14 protein-coding genes, 1 tRNA gene and 4 rRNA genes are annotated in these 22,322 nt (G+C 48.2%); 8 read left to right on the top strand and 11 right to left on the bottom strand.

From position 1 onward, the window contains the following. Position 1 precedes the first annotated feature (1 nt). Positions 2 to 754, top strand: coding sequence for an amino acid ABC transporter ATP-binding protein (locus MHUN_RS00165; RefSeq protein WP_011447104.1), 753 nt, complete (start codon positions 2 to 4; stop codon positions 752 to 754). A 9-nt stretch (positions 755 to 763) separates the two neighbouring features. Continuing rightward, on the top strand, positions 764 to 1,420 hold the full coding sequence (locus MHUN_RS00160) for an amino acid ABC transporter permease (RefSeq protein ID WP_011447103.1): 657 nt from the start codon (positions 764 to 766) through the stop codon (positions 1,418 to 1,420). 18 nt (positions 1,421 to 1,438) lie between these two features. Here the strand turns inward: MHUN_RS00160 and MHUN_RS18005 are convergent, their stop codons facing one another. The 9 genes from MHUN_RS18005 to MHUN_RS00115 form a co-directional block, all read right to left on the bottom strand. Then, entirely contained in the window at positions 1,439 to 2,176 is a 738-nt protein-coding gene (locus tag MHUN_RS18005) for a hypothetical protein (RefSeq protein ID WP_143709295.1), read from the bottom strand. Between the two features lie 153 nt (positions 2,177 to 2,329). Continuing rightward, a 5S ribosomal RNA gene (gene rrf / locus MHUN_RS00150) occupies positions 2,330 to 2,451 on the bottom strand. A gap of 73 nt (positions 2,452 to 2,524) precedes the next feature. Beyond that, positions 2,525 to 2,646, bottom strand: a 5S ribosomal RNA gene (gene rrf / locus MHUN_RS00145). A gap of 149 nt (positions 2,647 to 2,795) precedes the next feature. After that, positions 2,796 to 5,719 (bottom strand): 23S ribosomal RNA (locus MHUN_RS00140). A gap of 150 nt (positions 5,720 to 5,869) precedes the next feature. Further along, positions 5,870 to 5,942 (bottom strand) — tRNA-Ala (locus tag MHUN_RS00135). A gap of 68 nt (positions 5,943 to 6,010) precedes the next feature. Beyond that, positions 6,011 to 7,476, bottom strand: a 16S ribosomal RNA gene (locus MHUN_RS00130). The 16S, 23S and 5S rRNA genes sit together here with 1 tRNA gene alongside, the layout of an rRNA operon. A gap of 432 nt (positions 7,477 to 7,908) precedes the next feature. Further along, positions 7,909 to 8,643 (bottom strand): segregation and condensation protein A, encoded by a 735-nt coding sequence (locus tag MHUN_RS00125; RefSeq protein ID WP_011447101.1) that lies wholly within the window; start codon positions 8,641 to 8,643, stop codon positions 7,909 to 7,911. Continuing rightward, the gene (gene smc / locus MHUN_RS00120) at positions 8,636 to 12,076 is read right to left on the bottom strand and encodes a chromosome segregation protein SMC (protein WP_011447100.1); all 3,441 of its coding nucleotides are present in this window, start codon (positions 12,074 to 12,076) and stop codon (positions 8,636 to 8,638) included. The genes MHUN_RS00125 and smc overlap by 8 nt, the downstream gene beginning before the upstream one ends. A 41-nt stretch (positions 12,077 to 12,117) precedes the next feature. Further along, a complete protein-coding gene (locus MHUN_RS00115; protein ID WP_011447099.1) occupies positions 12,118 to 12,561 on the bottom strand; it encodes a DUF7518 family protein in 444 nt (147 codons plus the stop codon). Between the two features lie 172 nt (positions 12,562 to 12,733). Between MHUN_RS00115 and glyA the strand changes: the two genes are divergently transcribed. The 4 genes from glyA to cofE are packed head-to-tail and all read left to right on the top strand — an operon-like array spanning position 12,734 to position 16,378. After that, a complete protein-coding gene (gene glyA / locus MHUN_RS00110; protein ID WP_048067159.1) occupies positions 12,734 to 13,978 on the top strand; it encodes a serine hydroxymethyltransferase in 1,245 nt (414 codons plus the stop codon). Beyond that, a complete protein-coding gene (gene folD / locus MHUN_RS00105; RefSeq protein ID WP_011447097.1) occupies positions 13,975 to 14,814 on the top strand; it encodes a bifunctional methylenetetrahydrofolate dehydrogenase/methenyltetrahydrofolate cyclohydrolase FolD in 840 nt (279 codons plus the stop codon). The genes glyA and folD overlap by 4 nt, the downstream gene beginning before the upstream one ends. Beyond that, the gene (folP, locus tag MHUN_RS00100; protein ID WP_011447096.1) at positions 14,796 to 15,599 is read left to right on the top strand and encodes a dihydropteroate synthase; all 804 of its coding nucleotides are present in this window, start codon (positions 14,796 to 14,798) and stop codon (positions 15,597 to 15,599) included. Before folD ends, folP begins: the two co-directional genes overlap by 19 nt. Positions 15,600 to 15,601: 2 nt before the next feature. After that, positions 15,602 to 16,378, top strand: a complete 777-nt coding sequence (gene cofE, locus MHUN_RS00095) for a coenzyme F420-0:L-glutamate ligase (protein WP_011447095.1) — start codon at positions 15,602 to 15,604, stop codon at positions 16,376 to 16,378. On the opposite strand, the gene MHUN_RS00090 is transcribed toward cofE, so the two are convergent. Beyond that, positions 16,365 to 16,556, bottom strand: a complete 192-nt coding sequence (locus MHUN_RS00090; RefSeq protein ID WP_143709294.1) for a hypothetical protein — start codon at positions 16,554 to 16,556, stop codon at positions 16,365 to 16,367. The two genes, cofE and MHUN_RS00090, sit on opposite strands and share 14 nt — an antisense overlap. Before the next feature lie 386 nt (positions 16,557 to 16,942). On the opposite strand from MHUN_RS00090, the gene MHUN_RS00085 reads away from it, so the two are divergent. Then, on the top strand, positions 16,943 to 18,820 hold the full coding sequence (locus MHUN_RS00085; RefSeq protein WP_011447093.1) for a S8 family serine peptidase: 1,878 nt from the start codon (positions 16,943 to 16,945) through the stop codon (positions 18,818 to 18,820). 17 nt (positions 18,821 to 18,837) lie between these two features. On the opposite strand, the gene MHUN_RS00080 is transcribed toward MHUN_RS00085, so the two are convergent. Next, complete coding sequence (locus MHUN_RS00080) at positions 18,838 to 19,182, bottom strand: hypothetical protein (RefSeq protein ID WP_239441546.1); 345 nt, start codon at positions 19,180 to 19,182, stop codon at positions 18,838 to 18,840. Positions 19,183 to 19,196: 14 nt separating this feature from the next. Between MHUN_RS00080 and MHUN_RS00075 the strand changes: the two genes are divergently transcribed. Then, a complete protein-coding gene (locus MHUN_RS00075) occupies positions 19,197 to 22,265 on the top strand; it encodes a methyl-accepting chemotaxis protein (protein ID WP_239441545.1) in 3,069 nt (1,022 codons plus the stop codon). Positions 22,266 to 22,322: the final 57 nt, after the last annotated feature.

The raw sequence follows: 22,322 nt of genomic DNA, 5'->3' as shown, positions 1-22,322 counted from the left end.
CATGACTGACACCACATATATTTTACGGATTGAAAATATCAAAAAAGCCTTTGGAAAAAATGAAGTCCTGAAAGGAGTTTCATTAGATGTCAAAAAAGGCGAGACGATCTGTTTTATCGGCCCATCAGGTACAGGAAAAAGTACTCTCCTCAGGTGCATTAATCAGCTGACAATTCCTGATAGTGGAAAGATATTTTTGAATGACGAAGAGGTCACTCATGCAGGCCCCCGGATAAATTATTTCAGACAAAAGATCGGCATGGTTTTTCAGAACTTTTTCCTGTTCGATCATCTCACTGCTGTCAGAAATGTTGAGATTGCCCTCCTGAAAGTGAAAAAGATGGACCCGAAAGAAGCACGGGAAAAGGCAATGTTTGAGTTAAAACAGGTCGGCATGGCTGACTGGGCTGATCATTATCCTGCAGAGTTATCCGGAGGACAGGCCCAGCGGGTATCGATTGCCAGAGCTCTTGCCATGGACCCGGACATCATGTTGTTTGATGAACCTACCAGTGCTCTTGATCCCGAACTGACCAGGGAAGTTCTTGAAGTGATGAAAAAACTGGCTGTAGAGGGTATGACCATGCTGGTCGTGACTCATGAGATGGGATTTGCATGTTCTGTTGCCAGTAAAATCTGCTTTATGGAACATGGACATATCAAGGAACAGGGAACTCCCGCTGAACTTCTGAATAATCCTAAATTTGAACGGTGTAAGGCATTTATTGGAGAATTCAGGGAGTATAGTCAGTAAGGCAGAACCATGGATCAGATATCCTTCATCTTTGACATTATGGTCCCGGCCTTTGCAAATGGCCTGCTCATAACTCTGGCGCTTGTTGCTATTACTGCACCCATTGGTTTTCTTCTCGGGGTTGGAGTTGCATGCGGGCGGGTGTATGGTGGAAAAGGTCTTTCCTGGCTGATGCACATATACACCATATTTTTCAGGGGTTGCCCATTATTACTGCTCCTTTTTATTCTGTATTTCGGACTACCTTCAGTTGGTATTGTTCTGACCCCCTTTGTTGCCTCAGTTCTGGGATTTATATTCTGCAATAGTGCCTATAATTCAGAATATATCAGAGGCTCAATATTATCAGTAAAAGAAGGTCAATTAATCGCTGCAAAAGCACTTGGTATGACAAAGAATCAGGCTATTTTAAATATTGTATTACCCCAGGCATTACGTCGGTCAATACCAGGGATTTCGAATGAATTTATTTATCTTATAAAATATTCATCGCTGGCTTATATGATCACCGTGATTGAATTAACCGGTGCAAGCAAGCTTATTGCAACCAAATATTTTGCATACAATGAAACCTTCATCGCCGTTGCGATTGTGTACCTTCTTCTGGTAACCATCACAACGTTCGGGGCAAATGCTTTGGAGAAAAAATATGCAATTCCGGGATGAACCGGACTATCCCTATTTTCAGAGAACGTTTGGATATACTGTTTCTGATTCAGCCTTTGCAAATATTTCATCACCAGGGAATGATGCTTTTACGGCATACGTTCCCTTGTCACGGGCGGGAAAACTGAATTCAAAATACCCTATTTCATCAGTAGTAACAGGTCCCAGTGTCTGCCAGATTCGCCTTGCATCATCTTCACACAGGACACAACTGTATGAAGGAAGACCAAATGAATACCAGACCTCTCGGTAAGGGATGCCGTTTCCTTCATAATCCCGAAGCCAGCCACTCATCTGGCCGGACTCTCCCATAAAGACACGATTAAAAGGACCAGATATGGTAAGTTCTGTCTCTTTCACTTTTGCCCGTGGGGTTACTTTAACCGGAACGACCGGGCTTGCATATTCACTATATCGTGCCTGAAAACTCCAGTCACCAATGGCATCAGCCAGAAACTCGATATTAAATAATCCTTCAGTGCTGGTTTTCAATTGATAATAGGTATCAGCCCTGCTTTCTTTCGGAGAGGTTACCTGCAGGAGAACCCGATCTCCAGGTCTGGATAGTAACGAAGGGACAATGTAACCCTCGACGAGGATGGTGTCCCCAACTTCAACTACAGATTTTGAAGACGTTAAATCCATGAATGCTGTATCTGGTTCACTTGTATTTGCTGCAATAACAGAGTAACTGCAGGACAATCCAACGAAAAATAATATACTGCATATCCGAAAAACATCTGACCATTTTATCATATGACTTTCAATAACCTGAGGATCAGGTAACCATATGAGGTTTTCCCGTGAGAAGAAAGGGACAGATATCAATTTTTGTATTGATTCTTTAGTAAAAAGCATTGCAAAATCAATACGTGAAACAAACCTAAAAGAATAGTTTTTCTCATTGAACAATAGCAGCGAGGATGATTTCCCGAGGACTCGCGTACCTCAGTACCGTTATCCACGTGAGGTGTCTTAACTTCCGTGTTCGGAATGGGAACGGGTGTGACACACCTGCTGTGGCCGCTATTGAAACTGAACACCGGTATGACCCGGTTAAGCCTCGTGCTTTTAAATCAGTTACAATAGAATTTTCTCGTTGAACAATAGCAGCGAGGATGATTTCCCGAGGACTCGCGTACCTCAGTACCGTCATCCACGTGAGGTGTCTTAACTTCCGTGTTCGGAATGGGAACGGGTGTGACACACCTGCTGTGGCCGCTATTGATAGCCAAACTCCGGGTTCGAACCGGAATTGAGTTGACCTGCTGTCAACCGCGTGACTGCTCAGCCACTTGGCCTGGCTTGGATGTGTGGAAGATGCGAGATATAATTACACCAGCGTTTAAGGATTTCGTCTGGGTTTGAGAAACATGAATTGACGTTATTAAGACGATTAGTATTCGCGGACTGAACACGTCGTTGCCTTCGTGCGTACATCCCGAACCTATCAACCGGGTCTTTTACCCGTGTCTTTCATGAAGTCTCTTGTTCAGGCTGAGTTTCAAGCTTAGATGCTTTCAGCTTTTATCTCTTGGCGCGTAGCTGCCCGGCGTTGCCTTGTCAGACAACCGGTAGACCAGTGGCGCCGAATGAAAGTTCCTCTCGTACTATTTCATTCTTGCCTTCAGACTTCCAACACTCCTTATAGATAGTAACCGACCTGTCTCACGACGGTCTAAACCCAGCTCACGATCCCCTTTAATAGGCGAACAACCTCACCCTTGGCTGCTGCTGCACAGCCAGGATGGAAAGAACCGACATCGAGGTAGCAAGCCGCCGGGTCGATATGTGCTCTTGCCGGCGACGACTCTGTTATCCCCGGGGTAGCTTTTCTGTAGTCAATAGCCCTCATCAACAGGGCGTATTGGTTCGTTAGACCCGAGTTTCCTCTCGCGATTTCTTGCTATGCGAAATCGCGTCAGGCCAACTTTTGCTCTTGACACTCTTCAGCGGGTTTCTGACCCGCTTGAGTTGACCTTAGGGCACCCTTGATATTTTTTCGAGGGTGTGGCGCCCCACCCAAACTGCCTACCTATCGATGTCCTGATAAATCAGTTAGAATTACAATAAAACCAGGATGGTGTCTCATCGGTGACTAACCAACCCCCACAAGGGTTGGATCGACGTCTCCCATCTACCCTGCGCAGGTAATACCGTAACCCAACGACAGGCTGCAGTAAAGCTCCACGGGGTCTTCACTTCCCATAAGGAGTCACTAGTCTCTGCACTAGTACAAAAGGTTCAACGGGTATGTGTTAGGGACAGTATCGCTCTCGTTATTCCATTCATGCAAGTCGCCAATTAAGCGACAAGGTACTACGCTACCTTAAGAGGGTCATAGTTACCCCCGCCGTTTACGAGTCCTTCGTCCGGTTGAACCCGGTGTTCAGATACTCGCACTGGGCAGGAATCACAGACTATACGAGTCCTTTCGGAGTTGCAGTCTGCTATGTTGTTATTAGACAGTCGGAGCGATCTTGTCACTGCGACCTGCCCAATCGCTGGGCAGGCACCCCTTATCCCAAAGTTACAGGGCTAATTTGCCGAGTTCCCTTAACACATTTACTCCCGACACGCCTTCGCCTTCTCAGCGAGGGGCACCTGTGTCAGTTCTCGGTACGGACCGTATCACCCTTTTCACGGGCTCCTGGAATCAGCATTGTTACCCCATCACCGTTTTGAAAAATTCTCACCATTACGGTACTCCAATTTCATATCCGGCTTAGACGGAGCGATGACTCCGCAATGCCTATCCGAAAGCGTCAGGATTGTTTGATACAGGTACAGGAATATTAACCTGTTTCCCTTTCGGCGTACTCGAATTACGGTACGTCTTAGGACCGACTAACCCTCGACTGACGAACATTGTCGAGGAAACCTAGCCCCTGCGGCGGATTGGATTCTCACCAATCTTAAGCTTCTACTACTGCCAGAATTTTCATTCCTGCACGGTCCACAGGATCTTGCAACCCTGCTTCCGCCCATGCAGGACGCCTCTCTACGCCATCATACAATTCGTATGGTCCGTGGTATCTGTGGCAGGCTTAAGCCCCGTCCATTTTCAGCGCCCTGAATCTTGACTGGTAAGCTGTTACGCACTTTTTAAAGGGTAGCTGCTTCTAAGCTCACCTCCCAGTTGTCTTTGACCCAGGACTACTTTCAGTGTTTACACTGAGCCTGCACTGAGGGACATTAACCACGGTCTGGGTTGTCTCCCTTACGCATTACAAGCTTACCCCGTAATGCGGACTTCCGATCGTCGCTGATGACAGGGAATTTGGAGTTTGACAGGAGAGTGAGGAATTTCTTCCCCAGCTTCCCCAATCAGTGCTCTACCTCACTGTCGATCTCAGATCAGGTCATGCTACGGCATGTTTCGAGAGGAACCAGCTGATGCCCGGCTCGATTAATCTTTCACTCCTATACGCAGGTCACGCGAATGATTTGCATATCAAAACCGCTTGCGGTCCTCCACGCACCTTTCGGCACGCTTCAACCTGCCCACGCATAGATCGCCGGGCTTCGGGTCTTATCCTGCTGACTCCACGCACTGGTAGTACGTCGTCCCTGACCTTACGGCTGCGGACTTGTTGGTTTCCCTCTGGCTTCTTTCATAGAAATTAACCGTCGCCAACAGAATAAACTCTCTGGCCCGTTCTTCAAAACGTACGATACGACACCGGCAACAAAACCCGTACTTGAGTCTCGCAACTCGTTCCTTCGCTTTGAAGATCCTTTCGTGCCGTATCACGCGATAACCTGTCAGTTTCAGGCACTTTTCAACACCTTTCCAGGGTTGCTTTTCAGCTTTCGCTCACGCTACTACTACGCTATCGGTTTCGGGGAGTATTTAGTTTTGGAGGTTGATGACCCCCACATTCACGCGGGAATTCCGACCCACGCTACTCAGGATACCGCTAAAGTCTGCATGCATACACATACGGGACTGTCACCCTCTCTGGTATACCGTTCCAGGTAACTTCAGTTCTGAATGCAAATCTTATGCCGCGGTCCATACACCACATCTCCCGAAGGATTCGGTTTGAACTCTGTCGTGTTCGATCGCCTCTACTAACGACATCCCGGTTGGTTTCTTCTCCTGCCCCTACTAAGATGTTTCAATTCGGGGCGTTCCCTTTCCGATGGCGGAATGATGCTTTATGCATCTGGATGTCCTATTCGGGGATCTCCGGTTCAATGACTCCATGCGTCTACCCGGAGCTTATCGCAGCTTGGCACGCCCTTCGTCGGCACCCGAACCGAGCCATCCACTGACAGGCGTAAGAACGTCTTTTTGTAGTTTCTTCAAACCCATGTAACGTCCAGAAACGCCTAGTGATTTTCTCTACGCATCTCCTCTACACAGCGTATCATCGCCCCGGTTTCACGGGGTCTCAAGCCCTTCCCCGGTTCTGTCGCCAGACCGGGTGCATCGAAAAATACCAGTGGACCCGTGGGGATTTGAACCCCAGGCCTCGGCGTTGCAAACGCCGCGCTCTTCCAGCTGAGCTACGAGCCCTCTGATTCCATTCCGGAACACTGATAACTCTATGGTCTGTCTCCATCTGCCACAACTTTCATTTCGTTAGGAGGTGATCCAGCCGCAGATTCCCCTACGGCTACCTTGTTACGACTTAACCCCCCTTGCAAAACCCAGATTCGAACATATCACTGATACATCCTCATCAAGACCTCACTCGGGTGGTTTGACGGGCGGTGTGTGCAAGGAGCAGGGACATATTCACCGCGCTATGTTGAAACGCGATTACTACGGATTCCAGCTTCATGCGGGTGAGTTACAACCCGCAATCCGAACTTCGGACAGGTTTAGGAGATTATCCTCACCTCTCGGTGTCGAAACCCATTGTCCTGTCCATTGTAGCCCGCGTGTAGCCCGGATAATTCGGGGCATGCTGACCTACCGTTGCCCATTCCTTCCTCCCCTTTAGCAGAGGCGGTCCGAGCAGTGTCCCCATCAACCCGAAGGTCAAGCTGGCAACTGCTCGCGTGGGTCTCGCTCGTTGCCTGACTAAACAGGATGCTTCACAGTACGAACTGACGACGGCCATGCACCTCCTCTCAGCTAGTCAAGTAGAGTCTTCATCCCGACTATCATTCAGCTGTCTTATCCGGTGAGATTTCCGGCGTTGAGTCCGATTAAACCGCAGGCTCCACCCGTTGTGGTGCTCCCCCGCCAATTCCTTTAAGTTTCAGCCTTGCGACCGTACTCCCCAGGCGGCGCGTTTCACGGTTTCCCTTCGGCACCTCAGTGACACGTGGTCACTGACACACCTAACGCGCATCGTTTACAGCTGGGACTACCCGGGTATCTAATCCGGTTTGCTCCCCCAGCTTTCGTCCCTCACTGTCGGACCCGTTCTGGTGAGATGCCTTCGCCATAGGTGGTCCCACCGGGATTACAGGATTTCACTCCTACCCCGGCAGTACCTCTCACCTCTCCCGGTCCCTAGAAATACAGTTTCCCCTGAACGCCCACCGGTTAAGCCGGCGGATTTCTCAAGGGACTTGTATATCCAGCTACGGACCCTTTAAGCCCAGTAATAGCGGCCACCACTCGAGCCGCCGGTATTACCGCGGCGGCTGGCACCGGTCTTGCCCGGCCCTTTCTTCACCAGTTATTTACACTGGTGGACAGCCAGCCTGTGCTGGCACTCGGGGTTTCCTTATCACGGTTGCCCGCATGGTAAAGTTTTCGCGCCTGCTGCGCCCCGTAGGGCCTGGATTCGTGTCTCAGAATCCATCTCCGGGCTCTTGCTCCCACAACCCGTACCGATGACAGGCTTGTTGGGCCGTTACCCCAACAACTACCTAATCGGCCGCAGACTCATCCTGAAGCGACGGATCTTTCGTTCGCATAACATTCCAGTCAGCACGAACTATGGAGTATTACCCCCAGTTTCCCGGGATTATCCTCCTCTTCAGGGCAGATTGTCCACGTGTTACTGAGCAGTACGCCGAGGTCTTGCACCTCTCGACTCGCATGGCTTAGTCAAACCCCGATAGCAGTGGCCTCTGGCAGGATCAACCAGAATTTCTATTTTTCTCGCACACTGTATCTCTTAAAGTATTGGCAGATGCAGACAGATATCCACATTACCAGTATTCCTATGTCAGAACCGATACTGCACCAAAGTGCATTCGTCGGGTCTCCATTAAAACGGCCTCTTACGTTGCTCGCTGAAGGTTATATACTTTCGTATTGCCCTTCCCGAACAATCATTCCCCGGCCGCCGGCTCCTGATGTTTCAGGAAGCGTGTGGGATACAATAGTTGATCGAATTCACATATATAGATAACGAGGTTCTGAAGAAAAATTTCTGTCACTTCATCACATTCACTCTATCTGCGTTACATCGGTCAATATTTTCCAACTCGGTTTTATGAAGATATTTTTTCGGAATTATACTTCCGATGCAGGAGCCGGGAGGATCTCCGGAGGTCTCTATTCTCTCTAGAGCGCAGATTCAGATCATACCTGATCCGGTCGCATGCTGAATCGCCGCATACGTGGCTGGATTGGGCTCAATATATACCTCGCCAAAAAACGTATCCTGGGAAATCTCCAGGTATCCTTCATGCATAAGGAAGAGCAGCGGGATAAATACATGAACGACCGGCCATTTCAGACGGTTTGCAATCTCCGATAAAGTGACTTTCCTGCCCTGAGACACACAGTCCACACAGCAGGTTAATACTTCCATGGCATTCTCCTGGTACGCTTCCTCATGGGCGATTGAGACGACTTCTTCAGTATACACGAGCCCGTCATAACTCCAGACTTCGCGTTGTCGCCTTCGCTCTTCTTTTTCTGCATTCCGAAGAAGGTTGATGAGGTCGTAAAGGGTAATCGGCTGTTTGCGCATACTCTTTCGTTCCAGCCGGCGCGTGATCTCATGTTCAAGCAGCTGGACTGGATTGTGAATCCGTGACAGAACATCATCGTCCGGACTCTCAGGGATATCCCCCCCGTCATCTTCTTCCTCAAATCCCCAGGAGCGATCTTTCAGATAATCGGATTTGATCCGCAGAAGAGTTGCGGCATACAGAAGAGTTCTCGCTGAAAGGCGGAGATCAAGCATCTCCTGTTTTTCCATCTCGACAAAGAACCGATCCGTAACTTCAGTAATATCAACATTCCAGGGATCAATCTCCCCGCGTTCAGCCATCTTTACCAGGATTTCAACCGGATCATCAATCATCCATACTCACCCCGGTCACAAGACTGGTCTTGTCAGGCCGGATAGTCACACCGAGGATTCGGTCTGCAGAATCAATCATCGGTTTTCGAAGAGAGATGTTAATAAATTGTGACGTTCCTGATAACTCCCGGATCATCTCTGCTATCCGCACTACGTTTGATCCATCAAGATTCATATCCACTTCATCAAATGCATAAAATGGCGCAGGGATGTATTTCTGTATTGAAAAGATAAAGGCAAGCGTTGTAAGCGACTTTTCACCACCGGAGAGTGCAGAGAGATGGTGCACTTTTTTATCACGTGGCTGGACTGCAAAAGACAGACCACCAGTAAAGGGATCATCGGGGTTTTCAAGCCTGAGTTCTCCGGAACCCATGGTAAGGCGTGAGAAGATATCCCTGAAATTGGCATCTATAGATGTGAACGCATCCTGAAAGGCTTCATACTTTTTCTTTGAGAAAAATTCTATCCGTTCCTGAATATCATTCATCTCCCGTTTTAACGTTTCAACCCTGGACATTCGTTCCGCAACAACTGCATGGACCTGTTCATACTCCTCTATGGCCCGCATATTGACATCCCCAAGACGTTCAATGGCGACGATTGTCTTCTGTGACCGGTCTTCAATCTCCTCTTCACTTAAATCGGTTCTGCACTCACCTGCTTCGGTTACCAGCTCTGCAATTTCCGATTTCAGAGCAGATAATTTCTCCTCCATACTCTCTATTTTCAGCAGAACCCGATCCTTTTTCCCTGAAAACTCGCGAATCTCCAGATCAAAGGAGTCTGCCTTGTTTGAAAGTAATGAACGCTCTGACCGGAGATCCTCTATCTCCTGGGAGAACTTGGCTACTGTTGTCTCGGCATCCTTGATATCCTGTTGCTTCTTCGCAATCTCGTCATGACACTCGCGTATCTCTTCCTCGTACCGTTTCATCTGTTCCCGGATACGCTCCATCTGCTGACGTTCTTCCTCAACTTTTTTCTGGGCAAACCCAATCTCCAACCGGATTTCGTTGATCTCCTGTTCCTTATTATGCAGCCTCCTCTGTATCTCGGTGATCTGTCGTTCTGCCTCTTCACGTTGTTCGTAGAGTTGAGGAATGCCGGTTTCTGACAGATGATCAGTGATATCCTGAATCGCTTTCTGAATTCCCGCAAGAGTCTGATTCTTCTCTTCTATTGCAGCTTCAACTGTTGCAAGTTCAAGAGAACTGCCACCGCCTCCCCCGCCTGCTGCTTCACGCTGTTTCTGAAGAGAATCCTTCTCGGAAAGGAGATTAACCTTTGCTGATTCTGCAGATTCCAATTGTCCTTTCGCCCTGACAATGGCACCTTCAAGTTCCAGTCTCCGGCTCTGTACAGAATCACGCTCTGTGGTATCAGCTTTCAATGACTCGGACAGTGCCTGCTCATCTGCAGTCAGAGCAGCTAATTGGGATGAAAGATGCTTCACCTCATCAACCGATGTCGTCCCAAACCCGCCGGCATCTTTCTTTATACTTCCTCCGGTCATTGTTCCTGATGGTTCAAGCAGCGAGCCATCAAGCGTCACCATGCGTGATGAACCAATCCGTTTACGTGCATGGTCAAGGGTATCAATAACTATGGTGGAACCGAATACAACCCTGAAGGCTGCATCAAACCGGGGATCATAATCAAGCAGATCCAGAGCAAATCCCAGAACATCTGATCCTGGTGGCAGAGAAGGAAGCGGTTTTGGCCTGAGCTTATTTAATGGGAGAAATGTTACCCGACCCAGTTTATGCTCCTGCAGGTACCGGATTGCATCCGCAGCAATTTGATCTGTTTCTACAACAACAAAATGGATCTTTCCTCCAGCTGCAATAGTCAGTGCATTCGCATATTCAGGTTTACAGGTTGCAAGATCTCCAATAGTGCCATACACCCCGTCCATCCCGAGAACTGCTTCCATCGCGCGATTATACCGACCCTGGGCCTGTTGCTGCGCTTCTTTTCTCCCGATTTCAACTTTAAGATCCCGGATCTGTCGAATCAGTCGATCATGCTCTTCACGTTTCGTATAAAGAGCAGTATCAAGAGCGGCCATCATCCGATCATGCTCTTTCTTCTCTTCGGTAAGCCGGGATAATGCCGTGGTAAGACCTGCGATATCCTCATCCTTCTCCCGGATGTCTTTGTCTATCGCAATTATACGGGAGGTAAGGCGGTCTTCTTCAGCGCTTCGCATCCGTGACCGTTCAATGAGAATATCCTGTTGATGCAGTAATTCACCCCGTTCTTCGCGGATTTTGTGAATCTCTGAACGCAGGTTTTCCAGTCGAGCCTCCTCTTCTTCAAGACCTTTCGTCTCCTGGGCTATTGCCTGCGATATGCGATCAAACTCCTTTTGTACTGCAGATGCCGTCATAGAGAGATTGGTCCGGTCAATCATCAGGTTCCGCATTTCGGTATCAAGGGCCTGTATACGCTCTTCCTGTCGCTTTACATCCGTGAAAACATCAGAAAGCCTTTTATTCGCTTCCTCCTTGTCTCGTCCGGCCCGATCTATCGAACGATAAAATCCATCAATTGCAGCCTTTGCCTCAGCAATCCTGGACACCAGAGCCATATATTCACTTCCAGTCCTGGCGGCAATCTTCTGATCTATCTCCGCAATCTCATCCCTGATAAAATCCCGTTCATGAGACTTCCATGAGATATCTGCCTCAATCTGTACAACCTGACTTTTTTCTTCGGCTATTGACTGCAGAAGTGCATCCTGATCCTTCTTTCGGGCAGATAGTCGTGCGGCTGACCGGCACATTGTCAGATATTTCAGTTCATCCTGTAATTTCCGATAGGAAACAGCCTGTTCTTTCTGTTTCTCCAGCTGAGCAAGCCTGACACTCAGCTCCTCAATGTGAACCGACTCTTCGGTCATTCGCTCTCTGACCTGTGAGAGTTCGGAAAGGGCCATATCTTTCTTTGAATCAAACTCGGCAACGCCGGCTATCTCATCTATAATCTTTCTCCGTTCATTATCACTCATCTCAATAATGCGGTTGATGTCCCCCTGCATGACCACATTATACCCATGGGGGACAATTCCATGACCCGCAAGAAAGTCCAGAAGCTCCCCCTGCCTGCAGGAGCGTCCATTCAGATACAGATAATTATAATAGGTGTTTTCGGTTCTCTTGATACGACGCCGGATATTCGTCCCGTCAGAGAAGGTGATCTCAACTTCAGCGGTATTTCTATCGGTGTTCAGATTGATGAGATCAGTCAGTTTCTCTGCACGAAGATGCCTGGATGAAGAAAGGGCAAGAACAAAAAGGATACTATCAATAATATTGCTTTTTCCTGAACCATTCGGTCCGGAAATTACTGTAAATCCTGGTAAAAATGGGATTTTTGTTTTTCTCCCAAAAGATTTGAAGTTATCTATTTCAAGTTGTGTGATATGCAAATCCTTACACCAGAGCAAGGAAAGGGAATTATTTTCCTGATTTACAAGTCTTCTGAAGGCTCTTTATCTTCTGCAATGATGAGATCATTCGAACCACTTCTCTGATGCTGGTCTTTATATCTCATCCGGGCATCGCGGGCGGATGCAATGATAATCTCTTCACCGCTCTCCTTTTCCGGCTGTAATGTACCATCAGGCTGCATCTTCAGGGTGATCTTATCCCGTATCGGAGGAGAGACAGGTTTTACCGTTTCAGCCTCCGGTTCAGGACTTTCCCGCTCAACCTTGCTTCGGGAGATTGGTGGAGCAACTGCCTGGATAACCGGTGGTGGTCGCTGTTCCTTTTTCAGCTTCATAACTACCGCCTTCATATCCAGCATTTCATCAGTCAGGCCTTTGATGAGCGCTTCCATGTCTGCTACTTTCCGTTCTAGCAGACGAACCCGTTCATCAAGATTATTTGTCCCGTACCCTTCTTCACTCATAACCTTACAATCCTGATATAACCCGGCAATCTGTCTGTGTTAGTATTTGATACTAATACATATATATTTCCCTTCTCAATTTTTCATTTTCTCTTAAACTGGCCGCATGACAGGGAAAAATTATCCGGATTTACAAAACCATATTACCCTTTTATGCCAGATGTGTATGCACATGTCCTATCTGGAAACGACTGATCCAGAAATTGCAGCGATCATCGATAAAGAAACCAACCGTCAGATAAACGGCCTTGAACTTATTGCTTCAGAGAATGTCGTCAGCAGGGCAGTCCTTGAAGCTTCCGGTTCAATCATGACGAACAAATACGCAGAAGGGTATCCGGGTAAACGATACTACGGCGGATGTGAGTTCCATGACATGGCAGAAAATCTGGCTCGCGACAGGGTTTGTTCCCTGTTTGGTGCAGAACATGCAAATGTTCAGCCACATTCCGGCAGCCAGGCAAATATGGCAGTATACTTTACTGTCCTCAAGCCAAGTGACAAGATCCTTTCCATGAACCTCTCACAGGGTGGCCATCTCTCCCATGGGTCACCGGTGAACTTTTCAGGTATTATCTATGAATCGCACCAATATGGTGTTGATTTAAAGACAGAGCGGATGGATTATGGCACGATCGCCGAGATGGCACGAACTATCAAACCGAAGATTATTGTATGCGGTGCGAGCGCCTACCCAAGAGAGATTGACTTTAAGGCCTTTGCTGAAATCTCAGAAGAGGTCGGAGCATACTGTGTTGCAGATATTGCGCATATTGCTGGTCTGTGTGCAACCGGCATCCACCCAAGCCCGGTCGGTCTGACAACCTTTACCACTTCAACCACGCATAAAACACTTCGTGGTCCCCGTGGTGGATTCATCCTCTGTGACAAGGAGTTTGCAGCACCAATTGACAAAGCAGTATTCCCCGGAATGCAGGGCGGACCCCTGATGCATATCATTGCTGCAAAAGCAGTCTGTTTCAAGGAAGCATCCACAAAAGAGTTCAAAAAATATTCAGAACAGGTTGTGAAGAATGCACGGACGATGGCTGAGACTTTATCAGCAAACGGTGTCAGACTTGTATCAGGAGGAACCGACAACCATCTCTGTCTTCTTGACCTGACGAACTTTGGAATTACCGGACTTGAGGCGGAACAAGCTCTTGGAAATGCCGGGATTACCGTAAACAAGAACACCATTCCAAATGAGACCAAGAGCCCCTTTGTCACCAGCGGTCTTCGTGTCGGAACTCCCGCTGTTACCAGCCGGGGTATGAAGGAGAGTGAAATGAAACAGATCGGAGAATGGATTGCAGCAATCATCCGTGACAGCAAGAATACCAGACTTCAGGAAACAATCAGGGAAGAAGTCAAATCTCTTGCCAGCCAATATCCCCTCTACCCTGATCTTACATGATATTAGATGGTAAAGGACTTGCAGCACGTAGACTCGAACTGCTGAAAGAAGATATTATTGAGGGGGGCCTCTCCCCAACTCTTGCTACCGTTATTGTAGGTGATGACCCGGCATCACATATGTATGTCAGGATGAAGCACCGGGCTTGTGAACAGGTGGGAATATCTTCGGTAAATATCTCCCTGCCGGAGGACACAACAACCCGGACTATCCTTGAACGTATCCGGCAACTGAACGAAGACCCGGATATTGATGGAATACTGGTCCAGCTTCCTCTCCCAAAATCCATCGACACCGAAGCGGTTCTTGCAGCCATTCTGCCTGAAAAGGATGTGGACGGATTTCATCCCCTGAATATGGGCAGGCTGGTCACCGGACTTCCCGGTCCCCGGCCCTGCACACCAAATGGGATCATGACACTTCTTCATGAGAACAAAATTTCAATAGCAGGGAAGCGGGCTGTTGTTGTTGGTAGGAGTGTAGACGTCGGTCGTCCTATTGCTCTGCTTCTTCTCCATGCAGACGCAACTGTGACCATGTGTCACAGCAAGACAGAGAATCTGAAGGAGATTACAAAACAGGCTGACATACTCGTGAGTGCTGCTGGAAAAGCAGGCATCATTACTGCTGATATGGTAAAACCAGGAGCGACGGTTGTTGATGTCGGGACAAACCAGGTTAACGGAAAACTCTGTGGTGATGTAGCATTTGATGAGGTGGAGAAGATTGCCGGGGCTATTACGCCGGTGCCGGGTGGTGTCGGGCCGATGACCATCGCATCACTTATGGAAAACACCGCAGATATTGCAAGGAATCGATGCGGACATTTCATGTAAAGGGCATTCATATCGGCAGGCCCTGCCCTGTTCTGATGGGTGTTCTGAACATTAGTCCCGAATCTTTTTATCCAGGTTCTTTTGTGCCAATTTCAGCGGTTCATGAGACTGCCGTTCAGATGATCGCTGACGGGGCTGAGATTCTCGACATTGGGGCACGAAGCACTGCACCGGGCAGCCCTCCGATTTCAGTATCTGAAGAGACTGCCCGGATAAAAGAGTCTTTACACAAACTGCAAGGTGAGGACTCTGTCATCAGTATTGATACCATGCACCCAGAAGTCCTGAATGCAGCTCTTCATTTTGATATCCATCTTGCAAATGATATTTCCGGGCTTTCAAACCCGGATATGGCAAAGCTCATCGCAGATGCCGGACTTCCGGCAGTTCTTATGGCATCTGGAAAAGCCCCGGGTGATGCCCGCTCTCTAAAGGATACCCATGACTCCATCAGAAATGTTCTGACACGGGCACGTGACCAGGGGATTGAGGATATAATTCTTGATCCTGGCATCGGCAAATGGATACCTGAACGGACAGCAGAAGATGACTGGGAACTATGCAGGCATTTTCATGAATTATCGGCATATAATCTGCCACTTCTTGTCGCTGTCTCAAGAAAGTCATTTATTGGAGAATTAACCGGTCAGTCACCAACCGGAAGACTTGCCGGAACACTTGCCGTGACGACCAGATTAATTGAAAACGGGGCATCAGTTATTCGTGCCCATGACATCCCGGAGACCAGGGACGTAATAAAAAGTGTCATGCACCTGATGAGGTAGGAATGAGACAATTTCAGATCTTCGGACTACAGACTGCACTCATAAAACCTGGAGACTCCCTGCTGGAACATCTCTATGCTGCCTTTGATACTCAGGGACTTGTCCTGCAGGATCATGATATCATCGTCCTTGCAGAGTCAGCGGTTGCAACCGCCCAGGGTAGAATTATCGAACTCCAATCTATCCAGCCATCAGAAGAGGCACGAGAGGTAGCTTTGCAGTATGACATCGAACCGGCTCTGGCTGAAGTGGTAATCCAGGAGTCTGATGCTATTGTAGGGGGGATACCCGGGTTTTTACTATCCATAAAATCTGGACATCTTCTTCCGAATGCAGGGGTTGACGGATCAAATGCACCTGAAGGGCATGTCACGCTCCTTCCGGCAGATCCTGATGCACTGGCACACGATCTCCGGAAAACTATTCTTGAAAAGACCGGCTGTGTTGTTGCAATTCTCATTATCGACAGCAGGACTCATCCCATGCGATATGGATCCGGAGGGGTAGCCATCGCCTGTTCCGGCATTCCTGCCATCATCGATGAAAGGGGAAGAAAAGATCTCTTTGGCCGGGAACTCAAGGTCACCAGGCGGGCGGTCGCAGACAATATCGCATCTGCAGCCGAACTGGTCATGGGAGAATCCGATGAACAGACCCCGGCAGCCTTGGTTCGTGGTCTTGATATCGAGTTTGGGGAGTTCGAAGGGATAGATCTTATCGCACCGGATGAGTGTATCTTTATCGGAAGCCTGAAAAAGGCATATATTACTCCTCCCTGACTGTTTTTTTCAATTCATACAGGAGGATCATAATACCAGTGAGAATCACAATTACCGGCCAGAAGGGGAAGGAAAAATTCCACCATCCGATATCATTTCCAAGCCAGACAAATCCCCAGCAAAAGATTAAAATGCCAAGTCCGATGACCCCGACATTCATTCTATGAAAATATTTCATTTCCGTAACAATTCCATAGGATAAATCAGAAAGCGGTACACTATTACAACCCGAACGGCATATCCCAAGTATGACTACAGGCATTGCATTTACATTTTGCAATCATACTTCCTGATTCCGTCGTGACCAGATCTTCAAAATCCGTGTCTTTCGAGTTGCATTTCGGGCAGATTATATCTCCCATGATATCAGCATCACATCACCCGGGGGGGTCTTACTTACAATTCTGCATCTGGATCTATTTGAACCCGGTGATACGCAGATGCATTATATATACAACATCAGGTCTTTTCTCTGTTTGCCTGATCAAGAGTCATTGTTCGGGAAACTTCTTTCATATAGACGGCAAATAAGAAATTAGCTGTGCTATTTCACAGGGGGTTTACATGATAATTCCAGGGAACATTTCATCTCTCACTCTTCTTACAGGAGTGATAGTCATCATCTGTGTACTCACACAGGCAGGAACGGCGATTCCTGATCAGAGTATTTTATCCAATCCATCGCCAATACAACAGATTTCTCCTCCGACGGTATCACCGGGGGTTTCTGGTGCTGTATTACAGTCTTCAGCTCTTCCCATAGCTGTCCAGTCGGTTGAAGTGTCAACAGAATATGCGCCTGATCGGCTGATTGTGCGATATAATCCTGACCGCCCACGAGCTGAATCCTCGATGATGTCGATTCAATCAGCAACAAATACACAGGCCGGAACATCGGTGGTAAAGGACCTGAGTGATGCAGGAATTCCTGGTATGCAGGTCGTTCAGGTTACCACGAACACACTTGATGCAGCAATGGAGGCATATAAAAACAGTCCGGATGTTTTGTATGTCGAACCAGACTACAAGATCTCCTTAAGTCCGATTGAAAAGACCGGAAAAGTGGCGGATGTCGATACGATGAGTATCAATTCTGCTGCATACCCGAATGATCCCGGCTACCAGTATTTATGGGGACTTCACAACACCGGACAGGCCCCGTTTTATGGAATGGCCGATGCCGATATCGACGCACCTGAAGCCTGGGGCATCACGACCGGTTCACCCAATGTTGTTGTTGCTGTCGTAGATACTGGTGTTGACTACAATCATCCTGACCTTGCTGCGAATATCTGGCAAAATTCCGGTGAGATCATCAATGGGGTTGATGATGACGGGAACGGATATATCGATGATGTCCGGGGCTGGAACTTTGTCTCAAAGAACAATGATCCCATGGATGACAATGGTCATGGAACTCATTGTGCAGGTACCATTGCTGCGGTGGGAAACAATGGGATCGGGGTCACCGGGACAGCCTGGAATGTAAAGATAATGCCACTCAAGTTCTTGAATGCCCAGGGCTCTGGATATGTATCTGATGCAATTTCTGCAATTTTATACGCCAACCGGAAAGGGGTAGCCGTAATCTCCAACTCATGGAGTGGTACCGGGTATACCCAGTCACTGAAGGATGCCATAGATGCATCTTCTGCAGTTGTCGTATGTGCAGCAGGTAACAGCGGTGCAAATTCGGATATTGCTCCCCAGTACCCGGCAGCATTTACCAGCAGTAACATCCTCTCGGTAGCGGCGACGGATTATAATGACAAACTGGCATCATTCTCCAATTATGGACCCAACTCAGTCGATCTTGCAGCGCCGGGTGTCAGTATTTACAGCACGTCCAAATCAGGCACCTATCAGTACCTGAGCGGGACATCCATGGCCACACCACATGTGTCGGGAGTTGCGGCATTGATAAAGTCACAAAATCCGTCAATGTCTGCGACCCAGATTCGAAGCAGAATCTTCAGCAGTGTTGATACGATATCATCCCTCTCCGGCAAGGTTGGATCTGGAGGAAGACTGAACGCCGCAAAGGCCCTTGGAGGATCAACCCCAACGCCGACTCCGACACCAACCAATACCCCTTACCCGACGGTAACGCCTACGAAGACACCGACACCAACGCCGACATATACTCCATATCCAACCCCGACACCGACCGTATCACCTACACCGAAACCAGGGTCTGATTTAAGTGCTGCTTTTTATGCTGCACCAACCTATGGAAGGGCACCATTACGGGTACAGTTCATTGACCAGTCATATGGAAACCCGAACAGGTGGACATGGTCATTCGGTGATGGTGGATTTTCATATCAGAAAAATCCATATCACACCTATCTCAAGAAAGGGACATTCTCAGTCCGGCTGACGGTAAACAGAGGCGGACAGGCAAGTACGGTTTATAAACAGCGGTTAATAACCGTAATATAACTTTTTTCAGCAAAAAATCAGAGTTGTATAGAAGCAAGTGCTTCTTTTACTTTTGGTCTCCAGGATTCAAATGGCCGCTGATATATTTCAGCAGCTTTCTGATGATCGGGATCGTCATTATTCTTCTCAATCCGGTCCAGCGTAAGCCGGGCAGTATCCAGAATCCAGCAGTCAACCACAGTTTTATCAACGGCGGTAATAGATTCTGCCCTGATTGATACCAGGTTTCTGCCATCAGGGGCCTGAAACACCCCAGGCTTTCCAATAATGACTACATAGGATGGTGATTCGATCGATGAGATCTGATGAAGCGCTTCGGGTTGGTAGCTCCCGGCACTCACAAAAAAGATACCGGCAGGCACATGAGAGCAGACTTTTGCAGAGGAAGGCAGAGTTTATCATTCAGAATGCCCCGGTGCCGATATTTGAAATTAATCCTGACCTCTCTATTGCGAAGATCAACTCAGCATGTTCTCAGGTTACTGGTTATTCAACCGAACAACTCCTGAAGATGAACCTCTCCGAACTTACGGTGACCAAACGAACCGGAAGAACAGCACGGGATGCCATTGAAATGAAGACCGTTCTTTCAGGAGAGCTTGAACTTGATGTTCCGGCAGGGCAGAAGGTACTTGAATACCTCTATCTCCCGATCCTTGACGACAATGGCGATGTTCTATCAGTTATTAGTTTTTATGTGGATAAAACAGCGGAGAAGACTGCAGTCAGGGATATTATCAGTCTGACTCAAGCTGCAAAAGCAGGCCAGCTTGATACCCGGGTTGATCCGGATAAATATGAGGGCGATCTTCTCCTGCTTGCCAAAGGGATTAATGCCACTCTAGATGCGGTTATCGGCCCCTTGAATGTCGCTGCCGAGTATGTTGATCGTATCTCGAAAGGTGACATCCCCCCGAAGATCACTGATTCGTATAACGGAGATTTCAACGAGATCAAGAATAACCTGAACCAGTGCATTGATGCCGTCAACTGTCTCATCGCTGACGCCGGTATGCTCTCCCGTGCTGCGGTTGAAGGGAAACTGGATACCCGTGCTGATGCCACGAAGCATCAGGGTGACTTTAGGAAGATCGTCGAAGGTGTGAATGCCACGCTTGATGCAGTTATCGGCCCCTTGAATGTCGCTGCCGAGTATGTTGATCGTATCTCGAAAGGTGACATCCCCCCGAAGATCACTGATTCATATAACGGAGACTTTAACGAGATCAAGAATAACCTGAACCAGTGTATTGATGCCGTCAACTATCTCATCGCTGACGCCGGTATGCTTTCCCGTGCAGCGGTTGAAGGGAAACTGGATACCCGTGCTGATGCCACGAAGCATCAGGGTGACTTTAGGAAGATCGTCGAAGGTGTGAATGCCACTCTTGATGCAGTTATCGGCCCCTTGAATGTCGCTGCCGAGTATGTTGATCGTATCTCGAAAGGTGACATCCCCCCGAAGATCACTGATTCATATAACGGAGACTTTAACGAGATCAAGAATAACCTGAACCAGTGTATTGATGCCGTCAACTATCTCATCGCTGACGCCGGTATGCTTTCCCGTGCAGCGGTTGAAGGGAAACTGGATACCCGTGCTGATGCCACGAAGCATCAGGGTGACTTTAGGAAGATCGTCGAAGGTGTGAATGCCACTCTTGATGCAGTTATCGGCCCCTTGAATGTCGCTGCCGAGTATGTTGATCGTATCTCGAAAGGTGACATCCCCCCGAAGATCACTGATTCGTATAACGGAGATTTCAACGAGATCAAGAATAACCTGAACCAGTGCATTGATGCCGTCAACTATCTCATCGCTGACGCCGGTATGCTTTCCCGTGCAGCGGTTGAAGGGAAACTGGATACCCGTGCTGATGCCACGAAGCATCAGGGTGACTTTAGGAAGATCGTCGAAGGTGTGAATGCCACTCTTGATGCAGTTATCGGCCCCTTGAATGTCGCTGCCGATTATGTTGATCGTATCTCGAAAGGTGACATCCCCCCGAAGATCACTGATTCGTATAACGGTGACTTCAACGAGATCAAGAATAACCTGAACCAGTGCATTGATGCCGTCAACTGTCTCATCGCTGACGCCGGTATGCTCTCCCGTGCTGCGGTTGAAGGGAAACTGGATACCCGTGCTGATGCCACGAAGCATCAGGGTGACTTTAGGAAGATCGTCGAAGGTGTGAATGCCACGCTTGATGCGGTTATCGGTCCGGTGAAAGAGGCGATGCGGGTTGCTGAACGATATGCGAAGGCTGATTTTTCAACCCGTGTTGATGAGAACCTCCATGTTGCAGGAGATTTTGTCCTCTTTAAAAACTCATTAAATAATATCGGCATTTTTGTTCAAAGCGCGATTCAGGAGATACAGAGAATCTCGAATTTATATGCTTCAGGCAACTTTGCAGCGGAGTTTGATCGGAATCTGAAGATTGAAGGGGATCTTGCCCTCCTGAGAGATGCCCTTGATACGATCGGAATGAATGTCTCCGAAGTCCTCTCAGTTATCGCCCGTGAGATGAAACAACTCGCCCACCAGGCGGAGACGGCCGGGACAGGTATAGAGGATTTAAGCAGGGGAGCTGAGCTTATCGCCAAGAATGCAGATCAGACAAAGCAGAATGCCGAACGGAGTGAAGATGGAATCAATCAGGTCCTGCAGACCATGGAAGACCTTACCAGAACGATCTCCGAGGTATCGTCAAATGCTGAACGGGTTGCAGGTCTGAGTGTCCAGGCGAATGATCTCGCAAAGCAGGGAATTGGTGCGGCGGGGAAAGCAGATAAGGGAATGCAGAGCATTACCAAGACCAGTGAAGAGGTTGAGACGATCTTTGCAGAGATCAGGGCACAGATGCACGAGATCGTAAAGATCGTGGATCTCATCACTGACATTGCAAACCAGACCAATCTTCTCTCATTAAATGCAGCCATCGAAGCAGCCAGAGCCGGTGAGGCCGGAAAAGGATTTGCCGTGGTTGCAGCGGAGGTCAAGTCTCTTGCGCAACGGTCCAGGCAGTCTGCCGAACATATTGCTGACATGATCAGTGATCTGCAAAAGAAGAGTGATGCAGCATCCGGAGCGATGGCTGAAGCAGGAACGGCGGTTGCAGAAGGAAGTGCAGCACTTTCAGAGACTCTTGGCATATTCAATACCCTGACGACGTCGGTTGAGGATATTACCCGGAATATGGAGATGGTTGCTAGTGCAACAGAAGAACAGGCAGCATCATTTGAGGAGATTACTGCAAGTGTGAACGAGATGAGTCTGCTTGTGAAGGATACGGCAAAGGACGCCCTGAACTCATCTGCAACCAGTGAAGAGGCTCTTGCGGTTGTGGATCAGATAACAAATGTTATTAGCCAGATTAATGAAGTGGTCAAAACGATTGGCACCGAAATGGATAAGTTCACCTATAAGAATAAAAGCTGAATTAATTCTCAAATTTTTACTATGAGCGAACGTTATCATCAGTGGATATCATGAGCA

This window comes from Methanospirillum hungatei JF-1, assembly GCF_000013445.1.
Lineage (GTDB): Archaea > Halobacteriota > Methanomicrobia > Methanomicrobiales > Methanospirillaceae > Methanospirillum > Methanospirillum hungatei.
This window is presented reverse-complemented; position numbering and strand designations above follow the sequence as displayed.

Excerpts from the sequence above, each read along its gene's own strand:
- MHUN_RS00165 (WP_011447104.1), top strand. The coding sequence starts at position 2 with ATGACTGACACCACATATATTTTACGGATTGAAAATATCAAAAAAGCC.
- MHUN_RS00160 (WP_011447103.1), top strand. The coding sequence starts at position 764 with ATGGATCAGATATCCTTCATCTTTGACATTATGGTCCCGGCCTTTGCA.
- MHUN_RS18005 (WP_143709295.1), bottom strand. The coding sequence starts at position 2,176 with ATGATAAAATGGTCAGATGTTTTTCGGATATGCAGTATATTATTTTTC.
- MHUN_RS00125 (WP_011447101.1), bottom strand. The coding sequence starts at position 8,643 with ATGATTGATGATCCGGTTGAAATCCTGGTAAAGATGGCTGAACGCGGG.
- MHUN_RS00115 (WP_011447099.1), bottom strand. The coding sequence starts at position 12,561 with ATGAGTGAAGAAGGGTACGGGACAAATAATCTTGATGAACGGGTTCGT.
- glyA (WP_048067159.1), top strand. The coding sequence starts at position 12,734 with ATGTCCTATCTGGAAACGACTGATCCAGAAATTGCAGCGATCATCGAT.
- folD (WP_011447097.1), top strand. The coding sequence starts at position 13,975 with ATGATATTAGATGGTAAAGGACTTGCAGCACGTAGACTCGAACTGCTG.
- folP (WP_011447096.1), top strand. The coding sequence starts at position 14,796 with ATGCGGACATTTCATGTAAAGGGCATTCATATCGGCAGGCCCTGCCCT.
- cofE (WP_011447095.1), top strand. The coding sequence starts at position 15,602 with ATGAGACAATTTCAGATCTTCGGACTACAGACTGCACTCATAAAACCT.
- MHUN_RS00090 (WP_143709294.1), bottom strand. The coding sequence starts at position 16,556 with ATGAAATATTTTCATAGAATGAATGTCGGGGTCATCGGACTTGGCATT.
- MHUN_RS00085 (WP_011447093.1), top strand. The coding sequence starts at position 16,943 with ATGATAATTCCAGGGAACATTTCATCTCTCACTCTTCTTACAGGAGTG.